The sequence below is a fragment of the Roseobacter sp. SK209-2-6 genome (assembly GCF_000169455.1).
Classification (GTDB): Bacteria; Pseudomonadota; Alphaproteobacteria; order Rhodobacterales; family Rhodobacteraceae; genus Pseudophaeobacter.
In genome coordinates this window covers 1-18,162 of sequence record NZ_AAYC01000008.1, presented here as the reverse complement: position 1 = coordinate 18,162, position 18,162 = coordinate 1, and the positions used below count along the sequence as shown (strand labels likewise).

Here is an 18,162-nt window from a genome sequence, read left to right as displayed (position 1 = left end):
GGCACTGATGGCAGCAGCAAAGGCGGGCTAGGCTCGGGGGGCGTCGCTGTGCGCGCTTTGCTCCTGTGCGAAACTGTCAAAGATCTGCTGTGCGATCACTCTGACCAAGGGACGCGCCTGTTCTGTCAGAGAGAGGCGAGTGTTGCTTAGATCCATTGCCCCAGGAAAGGAGCGATAGGCCAGGTTCAGCAGCGGATCAAGAATTGCCTGGCAACCTGGAAACTCATCTAAAGCTTCTGACCGCGAAATCTCGAACTGGCACAACAGCATCTCTATCAGCCTGGCCCTTAGCGCGTCCTCGCCACAAAAAGCATGTCCGGCCCTGGTGGCAAATCGACCTTTCTTGATAGCAGCGCTGTATTTGGCCGTACTCGCTTCATTTTGCGCATAGCCCTGCGGAAAGCGTGAAACAGCGGATGCGCCAAGTCCGATCAGAACCTCTGAGGGGTCGGCGGAATACCCCTGGAACCCGCGTCGCAATCGTCCCGTGTTACGTGCTAGAGTGAGGGAGTCATCACTCCGTGCAAAATGGTCGATCCCGATTGCTTCATAGCCGTCCCAACGCAGCAGTGCGGCAGCGGTTTCAAACAGGTCAAATTTTTCCTCGGGCTTTGGCAGCGAATCCGTTGGGATCATGCTTTGGCGTCGCGCCATACCGGGCTGGTGGATGTAGTCAGACACAGCCACCCGGTCTGGCGTCAGTGACAAAAGAAGCTGCGTGGTTTCGGTGATGCTTGGCTGGGTTTGATAGGGCAACCCACACAAGATTTCAGCATTGAGCTTTTGGAGCCCAGCCGCGCGGAGCAATCGGGCGGCCCCATTGGTCTGTTCAAAGCTCTGCTGCCTGCCAATCACCTGCTGAATGTGGTCGTTGAAATCCTGTATTCCAATAGAGGCGCGTGTCATCCCGGCCTCAAGCAGCGCGTCACAGCGTTCTTGGTCAATTTCCCATGGGTCGACCTCAACCGAGAACTCCGTGGTGGGGGAAAGCGGCAAGTGATCTGCAAATCTCTGCGCCAGGTCCCGGATCTGCGCAGCCGAAAGAATGGTGGGGGTTCCACCGCCCCAATGCAACCTGGAGATTTCCAACCCTTCCGGCAATTGTGAGGCCACGAGCGAGATTTCCGATTTCAAAACCTCCAGATAGGCTTCAATGGGCTCATTGCTCTGGGTTCCCTGTGTGCGACAGGCACAGAACCAGCACAGCTTGCGGCAGAATGGGATGTGGACATAGAGAGAGATCTGACTCCCCGGTGAGATTGCTTTCAACCAGCTGGAGTAGAGAGTAGCATCAACATTCGGCGTGAAATGTTGAACAGTGGGGTAACTCGTATAGCGCGGCACTTTGGCAGTAAACAAACCAAGCTTCGCCAATTGTGATTTCCGGCTCATCCGGGTAACCTAGGCAGGACCGGTGCTGTAGCACTTTGACATGGATCAAGCCGAGGCAGGTAATGAACGCTCCGACCATATCGCATATCAACTGTGCAGACTGCCCAATCCGCCATCGTGCTGTATGCGCACGCTGCGAATCGGATGAGCTCGCGGCGCTGGATTCGATCAAATACTACCGCAGTTATGAAGCCGGGCAGCCGATTATCTGGTCTGGCGATCAGATGAATTTCGTGGGGTCTGTTGTCTCTGGCATCGCAACGCTGACACAGACAATGGAAGATGGCCGCACCCAAATGGTTGGTCTGTTGCTGCCAAGCGATTTTGTTGGTCGCCCAGGTCGCGATGGCGCTGCCTATAATGTGGTTGCAACCACCGATCTGGTCATGTGCTGTTTCCGTAAGAAACCTTTCGAAGAGATGATGGTGACGACACCACATATCGCGCATCGCTTGCTGGAAATGACTCTGGATGAGTTGGATGCCGCGCGGGAATGGATGCTTGTGCTAGGGCGAAAGACTGCACGCGAGAAAATTGCAAGCCTGCTGGCCATTATCGCCCGCCGTGATGCCTCTTTGACGCCGGGTGGCGCGGTCAATGAAATGACCTTTGATTTGCCTCTAACTCGCGAAGCAATGGCGGATTACCTCGGTCTGACCCTGGAAACCGTCAGCCGTCAGATGTCGGCGCTTAAAAAGGACGGTGTCATCGCGCTAGAAGGTAAGCGCCGCGTTACCGTACCGGATATGGGCAACCTGCTGGAAGAGGCAGGGGATGACAGTGACGGTGGCTTTTTGATGTAAGGCCAAAGCCTTCATTTCGAATGCTCTGGGGTTCAGCGATGTTGAGCCCTGTTTTTCTGATATTTCTCATGGGTTTGGATAGGGCAGCACTGTCTCAGAAGGTGCTAGCGTGAGCATTGTCGCGCTCTAAGAGGGTGCTTCGCCCTGACCCCTTAGCCAATCTGCAACATGCCGACTGGCTGAATTCTGGCTGCGCCCGGGCATTGACCAAAGGCACAGGCCACGGGGCAGGGTAACACGTGCTTCAAAGGGGGCGATGAGGCGACCACTCGCTAAGAGTGGGGCCAAGAGGGCCTCATGGCCCATCAGTACCCCGGCACCATTCAGGGCCTCTTCGACAGCAAGCGCATAAAGCGAATAGACAGGGCCGCGCGGAGTGATTTTTTGGCCTGGAACCGTCGCGTCCAACCAATGCTGCCAATCATCCACCCAAGTTGTGTCGCTGAGGCAGGGTATCCTTTCTAGGTCCTTTGGTGATTTCAGATCCCCTGCCAAATCAGGGGAACAGACGGGAAAGATGACATCGGCGCAGACTTGCTGAGAGGTAGGCGCCTCTTGAAAGAAGAGGCAGAGGTCATAGGGGGTGCGCTTTAAGTTTGGGGGGTGTTCCAGAGCCGTTATCGAGATCTCTGTTCCAGGCATTTCCGAACGAAGCCTGGGTAGCCGGGGGGAAAGCCAGTATTGCGCAATGGCGGGCAGGGTTGCGATATGCACAATCCGTGGCGGGGCTTCATCGCGCAGGATTTGGATCGCTTCACCCAATTGATCAAACACCTGGCTGAACCCAGGCAGGGCCCGTTGCCCGAGGGCACTCAGCTGAACGCCCTTTACCCCGCGTAAGAACAAGGGCGCACCCAGCTCTTCCTCGAGGGATTTGATCTGGGCGGAGATTGCTCCGGGTGTCACCCCCAGCTCCTGACCCGCAGCAGCAAAACCACCCAACCGGGCGGCGGCTTCGAAAGCGCGCAACGCGGTCAAGGAAAGGTTGCGCGGTCTGGGAGGGGATACAGGCATATGAGGCTCAATTTTTCTGACCCTAATTTTTCAGAAAACTGATTTGCGGGCAAGCCTGTCTTGAGATGATCTGGGGGTGAGAAGCCGACCAAGCCTGAAAGGGAATGAAACCATGACTAGAACCGCTCACCTGAAACAGCGTGTTTGGGTGCCCGAGCCTTGCGAAACACGCGTACAGCAGATTGCTCGTGCGACAGCTCAGATGGAGGCTGCGCAGGCCGCTGCCCGCATTGAAGCCCTGGTGCAAGAGAATACCCAAATTCACGACCACCAGTGCTTTAACCTCAACCCTGCAACCAATGTCATGAACCCCGCAGCCGAGGCTATTCTGGCCCGCGGATTGGGTAGCCGCCCTTCGCTTGGCTACCCTGGTGACAAATATGAGATGGGGCTCGAGGCGATCGAAGAGATTGAGGTCATGGCGGCAGAGCTCTCTGCTCAGGTCTTTGGTGCAGGCTTTGCAGAAATCCGGGTGGCTTCAGGGGCAATGGCCAATCTCTATGGGTTCATGGCGCTCACCAAGCCCGGCGATTGCATAATCGCGCCACCGGCAGCGATAGGAGGGCATGTGACCCATCATGGGGAAGGCTGTGCCGGGCTCTATGGATTGGAAACCCATCCTGCACCGGTGAATGCAGATGGCTACTCGGTGGACCTGGAAGCCTTGCGGGCTCTGGCGCATAAACTGCAGCCTAAGCTGATCACAATTGGCGGTAGCCTGAATGTGCTCCCCCATCCGGTTGCCGAGGTCCGTGCCATCGCAGATGAGGTGGGCGCCAAGGTGCTGTTTGACGCGGCTCATCAATGCGGTGTGATCGCCGGGGGCGCCTGGGCCAACCCTCTGGCTGAGGGCGCGCATCTGATGACCATGAGCACCTACAAAAGTCTAGGCGGACCCGCTGGCGGTTTGATCGTGACAAATGAGGCAGAGATTGCTGAGCGGTTGGACAAAATTGCCTTTCCGGGAATGACGGCCAATTTCGATGCCGCCAAGTCTGCGGCTCTGGCTCTGACGATGCTGGATTGGCTGGAATATGGGGCTGATTACACCAGGGCGATGATTGAGCTGGCAATAGCGCTGGCAGATGAGTTGGAAAAGCAGGGGCTGCCTATTTTCAAAGCGGGAGGGCAAGCGACGGCATCTCATCAGTTTGCGCTTGAAGCTGCGTGCTTTGGCGGAGGTCAAGCAGCGTCCAAGCGCCTGCGTCAGGCAGGGTTTCTGGCCTGTGGAATCGGCCTGCCGATTGATCCTGTGTCAGGTGACATGAACGGGCTTCGGATTGGCACGCCGGAACTGGTGCGGCGCGGTGTGACCCCAGAACATGCACCGGTTTTGGCTGGGCTTATCGCCGATGGTCTGAAGGGGAATGCACTGCAAGATGTTGCCAAACGCACCGCAGCACTGCGGGCAGAGTTCCAAGGCTTCCACTATGTGCGTAAGTGAGCCCAGGCGCTTTGGATAAGACCAGGGCGGCGTGAAAGAAAAAGGGGGGGGGGTGGTTCTGCGCGTAAATACGACGCGCAGAACCGGGGTCGGCTCGGGAAAACTCTGACGAGGAGCAAGGCCAGAGCAGTCAGCCCTGCGCCAGAGGTTGAGTTGAGGTGTCAGAATCCACCCAGGCACACCCTATGGTAGAACAAAGCCCCTACTAATAGATTGCCAAGATCAAGTGTTTGACGGGACGTAATCGAGAATTTGGCCCAATCCAAAAAAAACTCGATACGATCAAAGGCATACCAACAGTGCGAGGTGGCTCATCTTTAGTGAGCCATCAATACCGGAACCGTGGCTTTCTCCAGCATGTTGCGGGTGGCACCGCCCAGGATTGCTTCCCGAAAACGGGAATGGCCGTAGGCGCCCATAACGATGAGGTCTGCATTTGTATCCGTTGTATGGCGGATCAGAAGGTCCGAAACCCGTGGAAGCGTTTTGCTTAGAACATCAATCTCACATTTCACGCCATGACGAGCCAGCATCTGGGCGAGCATGCCACCAGGGTCGGAGCGTTCGGGGCCGTGCTGCGGAGGATCAATCACCACGATGCGCACTAGATCAGCGGTGATCAACAAGGGAAGGGCTCTGCGAATGGCCGTCATCGCCTCAATACTCTCATTCCAGGCAACAAGAACGGTTTTTGGCTTACCTTTCAGTTGATTTTCCTCGGGGGTGACGAGTACCGGCGCGCGCCCTTCAAAGAGAGCTGCTTCGACCACCGGCTCTGCTTCAACACCGACACCTTCCCCATAGGGTTTTCCCAACACCACGAGATCGGAAAAGCGTGAAAGCCTTGCGACATGGCGCCCCATGTCGGCGATCTGCGCAATTCCCGCATCGGTTGAATATCTGCATCCAGTTTTCTTGAGAGTCTCTTCGGCCAAATTCTGCAGTTTTGCTGCGTCGTCTTTGGCGCGGCTCATTGTTTCCTGTAAAACCAGGGCATTGGCCCCGGCGTAATAGTACCCAGTCTGAGTGCGATCCACGCCCAGGCACAGGGCCTCTGCGTGGCCTTCAAAGCTAGTTGCTAGAGCTGCACTCTGGGCCAGAGGCGCATTTGCTGTCGCTTCGGAGGTCAGCACGGTCAGTATGGATTTATACGTCATGGTTCACCTCATGGTGGAGTAATTTCAGTCTATCTGTCACAGTAGTGGTTGAAGAAGACCTCTGCTTTGTGGTGTGTCACAGACTAGAGGCAATTGTCTTGATGCAGATCAATGCATCCGCAGCACATGTTTTGCATCAAGCGCACAGTCTAAATGGATTCCACGCGGCGTTAAGAATCGCGGGGGACAAGGCAAAGGGACGCAAGATGTCTAATTTTATCAAGCTGATAGCGCTTGGTTTGGTCACGCTGTTTGCGATGATCGGGACCAATTACGCGCGGGATCTGGCTTACCAGGTGCATGCGGTGATCGTTATGCTCGTTGCTGGTGGCCTCTTCCTTTATACACTGCGCCGCACAGGCGAGCCGCAGGTGGCCACTGGCAGCCTGCAGGGTGAGTATTTTGACAGTGTTATTCGTGCTGGTGTGATTGCCACCGCCTTTTGGGGTGTTGTTGGTTTTCTTGCGGGCACTTTTATCGCTTTTCAATTGGCTTTCCCGGCATTGAATTTTGAGTGGGCGCAGGGTCTTGCCAATTTCGGCCGCCTCCGTCCATTGCACACTTCGGCGGTGATTTTTGCCTTTGGAGGCAACGCGCTGCTGGCAACCTCTTTCTACGTGGTGCAGCGGACATCAGCTGCACGCCTCTGGGGCGGTAACCTGGCCTGGTTTGTATTCTGGGGCTATCAGCTATTCATCGTGTTGGCCGCAACCGGCTATCTGCTGGGTGGCACCCAATCAAAAGAATACGCGGAACCAGAATGGTATGTTGACCTGTGGCTGACCATCGTTTGGGTGGCCTATCTGGCGGTCTATCTCGGTACCATCATCAAGCGCAAAGAGCCGCATATCTACGTGGCCAACTGGTTCTACCTGGGCTTCATCGTCACCGTTGCGATGCTGCATGTTGTGAACAACCTGACCATTCCCGTTTCGATCTGGGGTTCCAAATCCGTGATCGTCTGGTCTGGCGTGCAGGATGCTATGGTTCAGTGGTGGTATGGCCACAATGCAGTGGGCTTCTTCCTGACCGCAGGCTTCCTCGGCATGATGTATTACTTTGTGCCAAAGCAGGCCGAGCGTCCTGTCTTCTCTTACAAGCTGTCGATCATCCACTTCTGGGCGCTGATCTTCCTGTATATTTGGGCCGGTCCGCACCACCTGCACTACACCGCGCTGCCTGACTGGGCTTCGACCCTTGGCATGGTGTTCTCGGTTGTGCTGTGGATGCCCAGCTGGGGCGGCATGATCAATGGTCTGATGACGCTCTCGGGCGCCTGGGACAAGCTGCGTACCGACCCGGTGATCCGCATGATGGTGATCTCGATCGGTTTCTACGGCATGTCCACCTTTGAAGGTCCGATGATGTCGATCCGCGCTGTGAACTCGCTGTCGCATTACACCGACTGGACCATTGGCCACGTGCATTCCGGTGCTTTGGGTTGGAACGGGATGATCACCTTTGGTGCTCTGTACTTCCTAGTGCCGGTGCTGTGGAAACGTGAGCGCCTCTATAGCCTCAGCCTGGTTTCCTGGCACTTCTGGCTCGCCACCATCGGCATCATTCTCTATGCGGCATCGATGTGGGTGACCGGCATCATGGAAGGCCTGATGTGGCGTGAAGTGGATGCCAATGGCTTCCTGGTGAACTCTTTTGCAGACACCGTAGCTGCAAAGAAGCCAATGAACATCGTGCGTGGTCTGGGCGGGGTAATGTTCCTCACCGGTTCCATCATCATGTGCTACAATCTGTGGATGACCGTCCGTAGAGCTCCGGCCAAAGAGTCGAGCCTTACGGTCCAGGTCCCGGCTGAATAAGGAGGGCCGGACAAATGGCAATTCTCGATAAACATAAGATCCTCGAGACCAATGCGACCCTCCTGCTGATCTGCAGTTTCCTGGTGGTGACAATTGGTGGTTTGGTTCAGATCGCTCCGCTGTTCTACCTGGAGAACACCATCGAAAAGGTGGAGGGCATGCGCCCTTACACCCCGCTGGAGATGGCAGGCCGGGAGGTCTATCTGCGCGAAGGCTGCTATGTCTGCCACAGCCAGATGATCCGCCCGATGCGCGACGAGGTCGAGCGTTATGGCCACTACTCGCTGGCAGCGGAATCGATGTATGACCACCCCTTCCAGTGGGGCTCCAAACGCACCGGACCTGATCTGGCCCGCGTTGGCGGTCGCTACTCGGATGAGTGGCATGTCGACCACCTGCGTGATCCGCAATCCGTTGTGCCGGAATCTGTGATGCCAAAATATGGCTTCCTCGAGCAGAAGATGATCGATGGCAAATACATCGGTGACATCATGGCAGCGAATGCGCTGGTGGGCGTGCCCTATAGCGATGAGATGGTGACCAATGCTCAGGCGGATTTCCGTGCTCAGGCTGATCCGGACAGCGACTATGATGGTCTGCTGGAACGCTATGGCGAAAATGTCAGCGTGCGGAACTTTGACGGCAAGCCCGGTGTCTCCGAAATGGACGCTATGGTGGCCTATCTGCAGATGCTCGGCACATTGGTTGATTTCTCAACCTTTACCCCTGACGCAAGCCGCTAAGGAGGAAATGGAATGGAAATCTATACCCTCTTACGGGAATTTGCAGACAGCTGGATGCTTTTGTTCCTGTTCACTTTTTTCATGGGCATTGTGTTCTGGGCGTTCCGCCCAGGCAGCACCAAGGTCTACGAAGATACCGCCAGCATTCCCTTTCGCCACGTAGATGCTCCGGCTCCGGCTGAGGCAGAGGCGACACCCGCCGCTAAGAAGGAGGCGCGGACATGAGCAAGCCCGTCAAAAAGTTCGACGACGATCCAAACACCACCGGCCACAGCTGGGATGGGATCGAAGAGTTTGACAATCCGATGCCGCGTTGGTGGCTCTGGACCTTCTATGCCACCATCATCTGGGCGGTGATCTACACCATTGCCTATCCGGCATGGCCATTGGTGAATAGTGCCACAGCCGGGGTGCTGGGGTGGTCGACACGTGCAGATGTTGCGGCTGAAATCGCTGCGGTGGAAGAAGCCAATGCACCGATGAACACCAAGCTAGAAGAGGTGGAGCTGGCTTCCATCGCAACAGATCCGGAACTGGGCAGCTATGCGGCTTCCTCTGGTGCCGCGGTCTTTAAGACCTGGTGTGCGCAATGCCATGGTTCTGGTGCCAATGGTGCCAAGGGCTATCCGAACCTTCTGGACGATGATTGGCTCTGGGGTGGTTCAGTTGAGGACATCCACATGACCATCAGCCACGGGATCCGCAACGAGGAGAGCGACGAAGCGCGCTATTCCGAGATGCCCGCCTTTGGCCGCGATGAGCTTTTGGAAAAAGAAGAGATCGATCAGGTTGTGAACTATGTCATGTCCCTCTCTGGCGACGCGCAGGACGCATCCAAAGTGGAAGCCGGCGCGGAGATCTACGCGGACAACTGTGCCTCTTGCCATATGGATGACGGCACCGGTGATCGCAGCCAGGGTGCGCCGAACCTTGCAGATGCGCTGTGGCTCTATGGTGGCGACTACGCCACTTTGATGGAGACCGTGAACAACTCACGCTACGGGGTTATGCCTTCGTGGAATAACCGCCTGACCGAAGCGCAGGTGCGTGCAGTAACCACCTATGTGCATCAGCTTGGCGGTGGTGAGTAACCTCCCTTTCTGGTGAAGAAATTGAAAAGGCCGTTCGTTCAGAGCGGCCTTTTTCTTTGGTGCTATGGATAGCATGGGTGGATCTGTGTTTCGCCTCTGGTGGTAAATTGTGCTTTGCGGTAGCTCTGGGCCCAGAGTTTTCATTCCGGTGGAGTGCCAAAGATGATCTTGTGCTGTGGTGAAGCGCTGATCGATATGTTGCCAGCTGTCACAGAACAGGGAGATCCCTGTTTCCGTCCCCTGTGTGGGGGCGCTGCCTTCAACTCTGCAATTGCCTTGGGTCGGCTTGGAGCACCAGTGGCCCTTGTTTCCGGATTGTCAGAAGACCAGTTCGGCAGGCAGCTGCACCATGAGCTCACAGCGAGCGCAGTGGAAACGGGTCTGGCAATCGTCAGCGATCGCGCAACCACGCTTGCCTATGTCAGCCTGCAGGATGGGGACGCCAGCTACCGCTTTTATGACCACGGTTCCGCCATGCGGGAGATCACTCTTGCCGATATGCCGCTGGTGCCGAAAGAAACCCTGGGTCTTTTGTTTGGGGGGATCAGTCTCTGCAACGGTCCCTTTGCAACCACCTTATGCAGCTATGCGGAAAAGGTCGCGGATCAGCATCTAGTGATGTTGGATCTGAATATCAGGCCCGGTTTTGCCGAGGATGAAGAGGCCTATCGTCAAAGGCTTGAGCGTATGGTCAGGCTCAGCGATGTCGTGAAACTCTCGGAAGAGGATATGGAGCATTTCTTCCCATCAGACTCTCGGGAGACACAGGACAAGCTGAAGGGGCTCTTTGACCTCGGGCCGCGCCTAGTTTTGCAGACCAAAGGCGCGCGCGGGGTTATGGCTCTGCGGCCGGATGGCCCACCTATTGTTGTACCTGGGCGCAAAGTGGTTGTTTCAGATACGGTTGGAGCGGGGGACAGCTTTAATGCTGGTTTCCTGACCTACCTGAACGACCAAGATCTTCTCAACAAAGAGAAAGTGGCATTGCTCTCCGATGAGCACTTGCAGCGGGCACTGACATTTGCAGTTCAAGTGGCAAGCATTACGGTTTCTCGGGCCGGGGCAAACCCACCCCGACGGGCAGAGCTGGGGTAGGCTCAAAAAGGCTTCCCGGTCTCTTTGGGCTGGGGCTGGCCGGGAAAAATGTGCAAGACGGAAATTATTTTTGCGCAACTTGATTAGGGTCAAGTTCAGATGCCGTGGTATCTGCTTAATTGGGTTCAACATAAGAGACATGCTGGCGAGCTGCTCTACCCTCCCATGGGATTTCAGAATTGCCAGCATCGGTTCCCCAAAGCCAACGTGCAGGCTGAAGGGGATCTAGCGTCGGCTTTTCGATCTGTTCGCGCGTTTCCTGGAAAGCCGACGCATACCCCCTCCATTGTTAAATCTCTGGCCCCCGCAGGGGTGTCGCAGCCCCTCAAATCTCTTGCGGTTTGACACAGCGGGTCTGTCTGCCTGTTCCTTTGAGCCAAACAGAGAGAGCCGCTAGGGGCTTCCAAATGCCCTTGCGAGAGGTGGCCGCAGGTTCAACTGGGGGAAGCTCCCGCAAATGAACACAGTCTTGGCGGGTCGCGATTGTGAAAGATCTGGCGTAGATATCAACTAACACTTTCTTTACTCCTTCTCATCTTGGTGCCTTTAAAACTTGTACGAATAGGGTGTTTCATGCGAGTCAGGAAAATAATCATCATGTAAGCTGAGGTTACATATGAACTGGCTGGACCTACCATCACTCTCCACGCTTAGGGCGTTTTGTGCCTATGCGGAAACTGGAAGTTTGGCGAAGGCCGGGGCTTCGTTGAATGTCAGTCATGCGGCGGTCAGTCAGCAATTGCGTGCCCTAGAAGCGCATTTGGGGGTTGAGCTGCTGGATCGTGGTGGGCGTGCATTGGAGCTGACAGCGGCTGGGCACCATTTGGCCCGCGCGTTGCAACTGGGGTTTGGGGCCATCGAAACCGCAGTTCAGGAATTGTCCAGAGCAGGTTCCAGCCGCCCCTTGCATATAACCTGCACGCCGACTTTTGCAGCCCACTGGCTAATGCCGCGTCTAGCGGGGTTTCAACAGGAATATGCAGATATTGATTTGGTTGTGGATCCGGTCGGAACGGTATCAGAGCTGAAACCCGGCGGCATTGATTTGGCGCTGCGATATGGGGGCGGAAACTGGCCTGGGCTACAGTCGGAATTGTTTCTGTCCTCCCCGATGGTAGTGATAGCGGCGCCGGATTTGCTTGCGGACCGCCGCGTGCATGCCCCTGAGGAGCTGCTGGATTTTCCCTGGCTAGAAGAGCTTGGCACAACCGAGGCTGCATTTTGGTTGCGTTCGCGAGGCGTGACCCAGGCCCAAAGGGGCGCCAGAGTGACCCTGCCGGGCAATCTCTTGCTGGAAGCGGTCAGAGCAGGGCAGGGGGTTGCTGTCAGCGTTCGCGAATTCGTGAAGGAAGATCTGCGGTTGGGACGGTTGGTCGAGCTTTTTACAGAGCAGGATGGGCGCGGCTATCATATCGTGACCCGGCCTGGTGTGCAGCGCCCCGAAGCGAGACGGTTTATTTCCTGGCTAAGAAAACAATAGATCTTTGATTTATATTGCGAAAAATAGCTGAAGGGACATCCGCGACGGCATGCCTCAGCCTCTCAGAAGGGAGAACCCTGCCGCTTGCCTGTGATTTGCTCTAAGAGGACGATTAGGCAAAGCTCTCACGCGATTTGGTAAAAGATGCTTATCTGATACTCTTTATTGATCCACGTCAAAGAGCGCAGCGCCTGCATTTGAAAGAAACTGCACAAGATAAGAATTCCAGTGGAGTGAGTCCGTGAGTGATTCCAATCCCGCCCCCAGCCTATACGCCGCTAGGGAACCTATTTTTCCAAGACGAGTATCGGGCGTGTTCCGAAACCTGAAATGGTACATCATGGCGATCACGCTTGGTATTTATTACCTGACGCCATGGATTCGTTGGGACCGCGGTCCCTCTTTGCCGGATCAGGCCGTCTTGCTGGATCTGGCGAACCGTCGGTTCTATTTTTTCTGGATCGAGATCTGGCCACATGAGTTTTACTTTGTTGCCGGTTTGCTGATCATGGCGGGTCTTGGCCTTTTTCTGTTTACCTCGGCCCTGGGGCGTGTCTGGTGTGGCTATGCCTGCCCGCAGACGGTTTGGACGGATCTCTATATTCTGGTGGAGCGCTGGATCGAGGGGGATCGCAATGCCCGTCTGCGGCTGCATCGCCAGAAGAAGATGGATTTTCGCAAGGCGCGGCTGCGACTGACCAAATGGACCGCCTGGTTCTTGATCGGCCTGGCGACAGGCGGCGCTTGGGTCTTCTATTTTGCTGATGCACCTACGCTCCTGGTGGATCTAGTCACCGGTCAAGCGCATCCGGTTGCCTATTCCACAATGCTGATCCTGACAGCCACCACCTTTTTCTTTGGTGGCTTTGCGCGGGAACAAATCTGTATCTACGCTTGCCCCTGGCCCCGTATTCAGGCCGCAATGATGGATGAAGACACCCTGGTCGTAGGGTATCGGGACTGGCGGGGAGAACCCCGTGGCAAGCTGAATAAGAAGCAGCAAGAAGCCGGGGCAGAGCCAAAGGGCGACTGCATCGACTGCATGGCCTGCGTCAATGTCTGCCCCGTGGGGATTGATATTCGCGATGGCCAGCAACTGGAATGCATCACCTGCGCCCTTTGCATCGATGCCTGTGATGACATCATGGAGAAGATCGGCAAACCGCGTGGTCTGATCGACTATATGGCGCTCTCCGATGAAACCCGTGAGCGGGCAGGGGAGCCTCCAAAGAACATCTGGAAACATATTCTGCGCCCCCGCACGATCCTCTATACCAGCCTCTGGAGCTTTGTTGGTCTGGGGCTTCTGTTTGCGCTCTTTATCCGGGCGGACATTGATCTGACCGTGGCTCCGGTTCGCAACCCGACCTTTGTGACGCTCTCCGATGGCTCTATCCGCAATACCTATGAGGTCCGTCTGCGCAACAAACATGGTGAAGCACGGCCCTTCAAACTCTCGGTCAAAGGTGATCCAGCGATGCGGATCCAGCTGGAAGGGACGTCCTATGACTCGGTTGAGGTACCTGCCGATGCAGCCTATCTTCAGAAGGTCTATATCGTGACGCCAAAGGCGGCGGCGGCCTCTGCAGCTGAGGCCACACCAGTGCGGATCTGGGTTGAAGACCTCAGCAATGGTGAGCGCGCCTATAAGGACACGACATTCAATGGACGGGGGAACTGATCATGGCAAAAGAACCGCGTAAACTGACCGGGCTCCATGTGTTTTTGATCTTTGCCGCGGCTTTTGCGGTGATCATTTCGGTGAATATCACCCTGGCTGTGAATGCCGTCAGTACCTTTCCGGGGCTTGAGGTGAAGAACTCCTATGTTGCCAGTCAGGAGTTTGATGCGCGACGCTCGGCGCAGGAGTCGCTTGGTTGGTCGATCTATGCTTCAGCTCAGGAAGATCAGGTGAAATTGGAAATCTCTGACCAGAATGGCAATCCAGTTGAGGTTGCCAAGCTCAGCGCCACCCTGGGTCGGGCAACGCATGTCAAAGATGACCAGGAGCCGGATTTCCGATTTGATGGCCAAGCCTATGTGGCGCCAGCCATTCTGGGGCCAGGTAATTGGAACCTGCGGCTTGTTGCCCGCGCCGAAAATGGGATCGAGTTCACTCAACGGGTGATCTTGCACGTAAAGGGATGACCCACCAATGACCGCGCAGATGCGTCCTTCGATGGCAGTTTGCCCTGGCTGTGTCGCGGCACCGGAAGGCCCGGTCGAGGCGGTGCCACAAGAGGCGCGACTGGCGCTTTCTTTGCCGCAGATCCATTGTCAGGCCTGCATCTCCGGTGTTGAGCGGGTGCTGAATGCGCAGCCCGGCGTGCAGTCAGCGCGGGTGAATCTGACCCTGAAACGGGCCATGATCGAAGCAGATCCCGACCTGAAGGCCACGGATCTGATCCCGGTGCTGGAAGCAAATGGCTTTGAAGCGCATGAACTGGATCTGGCTGCGCTGAGCGATACCAACAGCGACCGTCAAGGGCGGGAGTTGTTGATGCGATTGGCCGTGGCCTTTTTCGCGTCGATGAATGTCATGCTCCTGTCCATATCCGTTTGGTCCGGGGCATCTGATGCCACTCGTGACATGTTCCACTGGATCTCTGCGGCGATTGCTTTCCCGGCGGTGATTTTTGCTGGGCAACCGTTTTTCAAAAGCGCCTGGACCGCCTTGCGGGTTGGGCGCCTGAACATGGATGTCCCGATTGTGCTGGCCCTAGTGCTGGCCTTGGTGACCTCTTTGTGGGAGACGATGCTCTCTGGGAAACATGCCTATTTCGATGCGGCGCTGACACTGACCTTCTTTCTACTGGCGGGCCGTTATCTGGATTTTCGCACCCGTGCGGTTGCGCGCTCCGCAGCGGAAGAACTCGCTGCGCTGGAAGTGCCCCGCGCCATTCGCCTGGAGGCTGGGCAGGAGGTAGAAGTTGCTGTTTCCGATCTGCGAATTGGTGATCTGATCCTGGTGCGTCCGGGTGGTCGCATGCCAATTGATGGAGAGGTCGCAAAAGGGCAATCGGAACTCGATCGCTCTTTGCTGACCGGGGAAACCCTGCCGATTTTTGCTGAGGCTGGGCACCAGGTTTCTGCGGGAGAGGTGAACTTGACCGGCCCGCTTGTCATTCGTGCAGAAGCCGTTGGCGAAGATACTTCGCTGCATCGCATGACGGATCTGGTGGCGATCGCGGAATCCGGTCGCTCGCGCTATACATCTTTGGCGGATAGTGCGGCCAAGCTCTATGCACCAGGGGTGCATATCCTCTCTGCTTTGGCCTTCCTTGGGTGGTATCTCTACACTTTTGACATTCGCATGGCGCTGAATATTGCGGCGGCGGTGTTGATCATCACCTGCCCCTGTGCACTGGGGCTGGCAGTTCCTGCGGTGACCACCGCTGCCTCGGGGAGGTTGTTCAAGCGGGGAATGCTGATCAAACACGCAACCGCGCTGGAACGTTTGGCCGAAGTGGATACGGTGGTTTTTGATAAGACCGGAACCCTGACAACAGGCACTCCGCAGTTGGAAAACCTCGAAGATTTCACCCGACGGGATCTGGAAATCGCTTTTGCCCTGGCTGAAGGGTCCGCGCATCCGCTCTCCAAGGCGCTATGCGCAGCAGCGCGGGAGGCTGGGCTACAGCCCGCTGAGGTCACAGATCTGCGGGAGCATCCGGGTTTTGGAACCGAAGGGCGCTATAAGGGCCGGACAGTGCGTTTGGGTCGGGCCAGCTGGCTGGGGGCCAAGCAGGGCAGCCAAACCGCCGCTTGGTTAGAGACGGGAACGGGTGAAGCGCAGGCCTTTTATTTTGCGGACAACTTGCGCCCTGGTGCTGCGGAGGCGGTGGCAGCGCTGCATGACGCAGGCAAAGAAGTGCTGCTGATTTCCGGAGATGCCATGGGGGCGGTAGAGGAGCTCGCCGCGCGACTAGAGATCCGCAAATGGGTGGCAGAGGCGCTGCCTGAGGATAAATCACAAAGAATAGCCCGCCTGGCGGAAGAGGGGCGAAAGGTCCTGATGGTTGGGGATGGGTTGAACGATACCGCGGCTCTGGCCTCGGCGCATGTGTCGATCTCGCCAGCTTCAGCGCTTGATGCCGCGCGTGTTGCCTCTGATATCGTCTTGCTCGGCCAGGACCTGAGTCCAATTGCAGAAGCCTGCACCGTTGCGCAGAAAGCGATCAAACGCATCCGGGAAAACTTCCGCATTGCAACGCTTTACAATGTCATTGCTGTGCCGCTGGCTATTGCGGGGCTGGCAACGCCCTTGATTGCGGCATTGGCAATGTCTACCTCTTCCATCACCGTATCCCTGAACGCCCTGCGTCTGCGCTGACGTCTGTTTCAGCAGGAAAGAGCATAAACCATGAGTGTCCTTGCCTATCTCATACCGATTTCTCTGCTCCTTGGTGGTGCAGCGCTGGCGGGGTTTGTCTATACGCTGCGGTCAAATCAATATGAGGACCCAGAGGGGGATTCCCGGCGCATTCTTAGCGATGATTGGGATGATCGCCCCAAACCCTGACAGGATCTGAGAGCGTTGCTTGCGCCAAGTGGTTGCTCACAGCAAAAAGGCCCCTGGGACAGGGGCCTTTCTTTGTTGGCAGGGGCGAGGTAAGCCTGTCTGCCGGTTGTTCCATAGTGTCTTAGGATGGCCCCAGCGTATCGCAAGCGATGTTACGTGCCCGCAACCTGCGGCAGGCGAGATCCGCGCCTTCCTTGGTCATGCCCAGGAAGTTGGCGTCATACCCCTGTCGCGATTCCGCAACCTTGCGCAGGGATCCATCCAGGGTTTCCATCTCCGCCAAGGCGGTTCGCAGGAGCACCTTCTCTGCTTTGTAGCGGCTGGTGTAGCGTCCGACATTGATACCCCAGTACCGCCCGCCAGAGGTGGACAGGCGGGTCACAACTACGGGGGCGGGCTCCGATGTCGGCACAGCATTGGCCAGTTTCACAGGGCGGGCCTGTGGGCGCAGCCCTCTGTAGGGTGCTGCAGAAGCGACAAGCGGTGAAGCGTCGCGATCCTGTGTGCGAGCATCAGGGCCTGTCTGCACAGATGCGGATTGTACAGATGCGGGTTGCACAAGGGCTTCGGCAATGGCTGTATTGATGCTGGCCTGCAGGATCTGTTGTTGCACCGCCGGTGCTGCGGGCGCAGCTTCGGCAATTGCGGCGGGGCTTTGTTCTGGTGTTTCAGAAGCTTCGGCCAGCAAGACAGGCTGGTCTTCGGTATTGGGGCGGAGTTTGGGGCGAAGGCTGGTTTTCACCAGGCCGTTCACGCGAATGGTCTTACCTGCACCGTTGCCTTCAGCTCCGGCACTTGCCACAAGTGTTCCCAGACCCTGATTGCCTTGATAGGCCGGGCGACCAGGTTTGCGCAGCTTCGCCCGAGAGGGCGCGCGGCGGAAACCGAGATCCAGGAGTTCAGCAACCTTCGCATTGCGCGAGGTAGAAGATTTACCACCAAAAACCGTTGCAATGATACGTTCATTGCCCCGCTTGGCCGAGGCAACGAGGTTGAAACCGGCCGCACGAGTGTAGCCGGTTTTGATCCCGTCCGCGCCTTTATAGGCAGCCAGAAGGCGGCGATTGGTATTGGGTACGGTTTTGACACCTGCATCCGCTGTCTTGCGGGAGAACAGATTATAATACTCTGGGTAGTCGTACAGAATATGCCGCCCCAGGGTCGTCATATCCCGTGCGGTCGACATATGCCCCGACTCGGTCAGGCCATGGGCATTTTTGAAACTGGTGCGCGACATGCCTAGGGCCTTGGCTGTCCGGGTCATGCGGCGGGCAAAGGCGGCCTCTGAGCCTGAAAGGGCCTCACCGATTGCGGTGGCCGCATCATTGGCCGATTTCACCGCCGCAGCTCGAATCAGATAACGCAGAGCGATCCGTTGGCCTGAGCGCAGGCCAAGCTTGGACGGGGGTTCTGCCGCCGCGTTTTTGCTGATGCGCACCTTGGTATCGAGAGAGATCTCACCGTTTCGGATTGCCTCAAAGGCAATATAGAGCGTCATCATTTTGGTGAGCGAGGCGGGGTGCAACCGCGTATCTGCATTGCGTGAATGCAGCACCTCACCTGTTCGCGCGTCTAAAACCATGGCCGCATAGGGAGCTGCCAGA

16 protein-coding genes are annotated in these 18,162 nt (G+C 56.6%); 12 read left to right on the top strand and 4 right to left on the bottom strand.

What is annotated here, in order from left to right:
* Positions 1-27 precede the first annotated feature (27 nt).
* Positions 28-1,392 carry an oxygen-independent coproporphyrinogen III oxidase gene (gene hemN / locus RSK20926_RS12965; RefSeq protein ID WP_008207330.1) on the bottom strand — a complete coding sequence of 455 codons (1,365 nt, stop codon included), beginning with the start codon at positions 1,390-1,392 and terminating at the stop codon, positions 28-30.
* A gap of 62 nt (positions 1,393-1,454) precedes the next feature.
* On the opposite strand from hemN, the gene fnrL reads away from it, so the two are divergent.
* Positions 1,455-2,195 carry a transcriptional regulator FnrL gene (fnrL, locus tag RSK20926_RS12960; RefSeq protein ID WP_008207329.1) on the top strand — a complete coding sequence of 247 codons (741 nt, stop codon included), beginning with the start codon at positions 1,455-1,457 and terminating at the stop codon, positions 2,193-2,195.
* Between the two features lie 126 nt (positions 2,196-2,321).
* On the opposite strand, the gene RSK20926_RS12955 is transcribed toward fnrL, so the two are convergent.
* Positions 2,322-3,209, bottom strand: a complete 888-nt coding sequence (locus RSK20926_RS12955; protein WP_008207328.1) for a LysR substrate-binding domain-containing protein — start codon at positions 3,207-3,209, stop codon at positions 2,322-2,324.
* Between the two features lie 112 nt (positions 3,210-3,321).
* On the opposite strand from RSK20926_RS12955, the gene glyA reads away from it, so the two are divergent.
* Positions 3,322-4,653, top strand: a complete 1,332-nt coding sequence (glyA, locus tag RSK20926_RS12950) for a serine hydroxymethyltransferase (RefSeq protein ID WP_037255114.1) — start codon at positions 3,322-3,324, stop codon at positions 4,651-4,653.
* Between the two features lie 317 nt (positions 4,654-4,970).
* On the opposite strand, the gene RSK20926_RS12945 is transcribed toward glyA, so the two are convergent.
* A complete protein-coding gene (locus tag RSK20926_RS12945; RefSeq protein WP_008207325.1) occupies positions 4,971-5,810 on the bottom strand; it encodes a universal stress protein in 840 nt (279 codons plus the stop codon).
* 206 nt (positions 5,811-6,016) lie between these two features.
* Here RSK20926_RS12945 and ccoN point away from each other — a divergent pair, with 206 nt between their 5' ends.
* The 10 genes from ccoN (at position 6,017) to ccoS (ending at position 16,558) form a co-directional block, all read left to right on the top strand.
* Complete coding sequence (ccoN, locus tag RSK20926_RS12940; RefSeq protein WP_008207324.1) at positions 6,017-7,627, top strand: cytochrome-c oxidase, cbb3-type subunit I; 1,611 nt, start codon at positions 6,017-6,019, stop codon at positions 7,625-7,627.
* A gap of 14 nt (positions 7,628-7,641) precedes the next feature.
* Positions 7,642-8,370, top strand: a complete 729-nt coding sequence (gene ccoO / locus RSK20926_RS12935) for a cytochrome-c oxidase, cbb3-type subunit II (protein ID WP_008207323.1) — start codon at positions 7,642-7,644, stop codon at positions 8,368-8,370.
* 12 nt (positions 8,371-8,382) lie between these two features.
* Entirely contained in the window at positions 8,383-8,595 is a 213-nt protein-coding gene (locus RSK20926_RS12930) for a CcoQ/FixQ family Cbb3-type cytochrome c oxidase assembly chaperone (RefSeq protein ID WP_008207322.1), read from the top strand.
* Complete coding sequence (gene ccoP / locus RSK20926_RS12925; protein ID WP_008207321.1) at positions 8,592-9,461, top strand: cytochrome-c oxidase, cbb3-type subunit III; 870 nt, start codon at positions 8,592-8,594, stop codon at positions 9,459-9,461. Before RSK20926_RS12930 ends, ccoP begins: the two co-directional genes overlap by 4 nt.
* Positions 9,462-9,623: 162 nt before the next feature.
* Positions 9,624-10,556 (top strand): carbohydrate kinase family protein, encoded by a 933-nt coding sequence (locus tag RSK20926_RS12920; RefSeq protein WP_008207320.1) that lies wholly within the window; start codon positions 9,624-9,626, stop codon positions 10,554-10,556.
* 616 nt (positions 10,557-11,172) lie between these two features.
* The gene (locus tag RSK20926_RS12915; protein ID WP_037255112.1) at positions 11,173-12,036 is read left to right on the top strand and encodes a LysR family transcriptional regulator; all 864 of its coding nucleotides are present in this window, start codon (positions 11,173-11,175) and stop codon (positions 12,034-12,036) included.
* A gap of 241 nt (positions 12,037-12,277) precedes the next feature.
* Positions 12,278-13,717: a cytochrome c oxidase accessory protein CcoG gene (ccoG, locus tag RSK20926_RS12910; protein WP_037255110.1), complete on the top strand. Its 1,440-nt coding sequence runs from the start codon at positions 12,278-12,280 to the stop codon at positions 13,715-13,717.
* Between the two features lie 2 nt (positions 13,718-13,719).
* Complete coding sequence (locus tag RSK20926_RS12905; RefSeq protein ID WP_008207315.1) at positions 13,720-14,184, top strand: FixH family protein; 465 nt, start codon at positions 13,720-13,722, stop codon at positions 14,182-14,184.
* Between the two features lie 7 nt (positions 14,185-14,191).
* On the top strand, positions 14,192-16,369 hold the full coding sequence (locus RSK20926_RS12900) for a heavy metal translocating P-type ATPase (protein WP_008207314.1): 2,178 nt from the start codon (positions 14,192-14,194) through the stop codon (positions 16,367-16,369).
* Positions 16,370-16,399: 30 nt separating this feature from the next.
* On the top strand, positions 16,400-16,558 hold the full coding sequence (gene ccoS, locus RSK20926_RS12895; RefSeq protein ID WP_008207312.1) for a cbb3-type cytochrome oxidase assembly protein CcoS: 159 nt from the start codon (positions 16,400-16,402) through the stop codon (positions 16,556-16,558).
* A gap of 121 nt (positions 16,559-16,679) precedes the next feature.
* On the opposite strand, the gene RSK20926_RS12890 is transcribed toward ccoS, so the two are convergent.
* On the bottom strand, positions 16,680-18,161 hold the full coding sequence (locus RSK20926_RS12890) for a D-alanyl-D-alanine carboxypeptidase family protein (RefSeq protein ID WP_008207310.1): 1,482 nt from the start codon (positions 18,159-18,161) through the stop codon (positions 16,680-16,682).
* Position 18,162: the final 1 nt, after the last annotated feature.

Excerpts from the sequence above, each read along its gene's own strand:
- ccoS (WP_008207312.1), top strand. The coding sequence starts at position 16,400 with ATGAGTGTCCTTGCCTATCTCATACCGATTTCTCTGCTCCTTGGTGGT.
- RSK20926_RS12915 (WP_037255112.1), top strand. The coding sequence starts at position 11,173 with ATGAACTGGCTGGACCTACCATCACTCTCCACGCTTAGGGCGTTTTGT.
- RSK20926_RS12955 (WP_008207328.1), bottom strand. The coding sequence starts at position 3,209 with ATGCCTGTATCCCCTCCCAGACCGCGCAACCTTTCCTTGACCGCGTTG.
- hemN (WP_008207330.1), bottom strand. The coding sequence starts at position 1,392 with ATGAGCCGGAAATCACAATTGGCGAAGCTTGGTTTGTTTACTGCCAAA.
- RSK20926_RS12930 (WP_008207322.1), top strand. The coding sequence starts at position 8,383 with ATGGAAATCTATACCCTCTTACGGGAATTTGCAGACAGCTGGATGCTT.
- fnrL (WP_008207329.1), top strand. The coding sequence starts at position 1,455 with ATGAACGCTCCGACCATATCGCATATCAACTGTGCAGACTGCCCAATC.
- RSK20926_RS12945 (WP_008207325.1), bottom strand. The coding sequence starts at position 5,810 with ATGACGTATAAATCCATACTGACCGTGCTGACCTCCGAAGCGACAGCA.
- RSK20926_RS12905 (WP_008207315.1), top strand. The coding sequence starts at position 13,720 with ATGGCAAAAGAACCGCGTAAACTGACCGGGCTCCATGTGTTTTTGATC.
- glyA (WP_037255114.1), top strand. The coding sequence starts at position 3,322 with ATGACTAGAACCGCTCACCTGAAACAGCGTGTTTGGGTGCCCGAGCCT.
- ccoP (WP_008207321.1), top strand. The coding sequence starts at position 8,592 with ATGAGCAAGCCCGTCAAAAAGTTCGACGACGATCCAAACACCACCGGC.
- ccoO (WP_008207323.1), top strand. The coding sequence starts at position 7,642 with ATGGCAATTCTCGATAAACATAAGATCCTCGAGACCAATGCGACCCTC.
- RSK20926_RS12900 (WP_008207314.1), top strand. The coding sequence starts at position 14,192 with ATGACCGCGCAGATGCGTCCTTCGATGGCAGTTTGCCCTGGCTGTGTC.
- ccoN (WP_008207324.1), top strand. The coding sequence starts at position 6,017 with ATGTCTAATTTTATCAAGCTGATAGCGCTTGGTTTGGTCACGCTGTTT.
- RSK20926_RS12920 (WP_008207320.1), top strand. The coding sequence starts at position 9,624 with ATGATCTTGTGCTGTGGTGAAGCGCTGATCGATATGTTGCCAGCTGTC.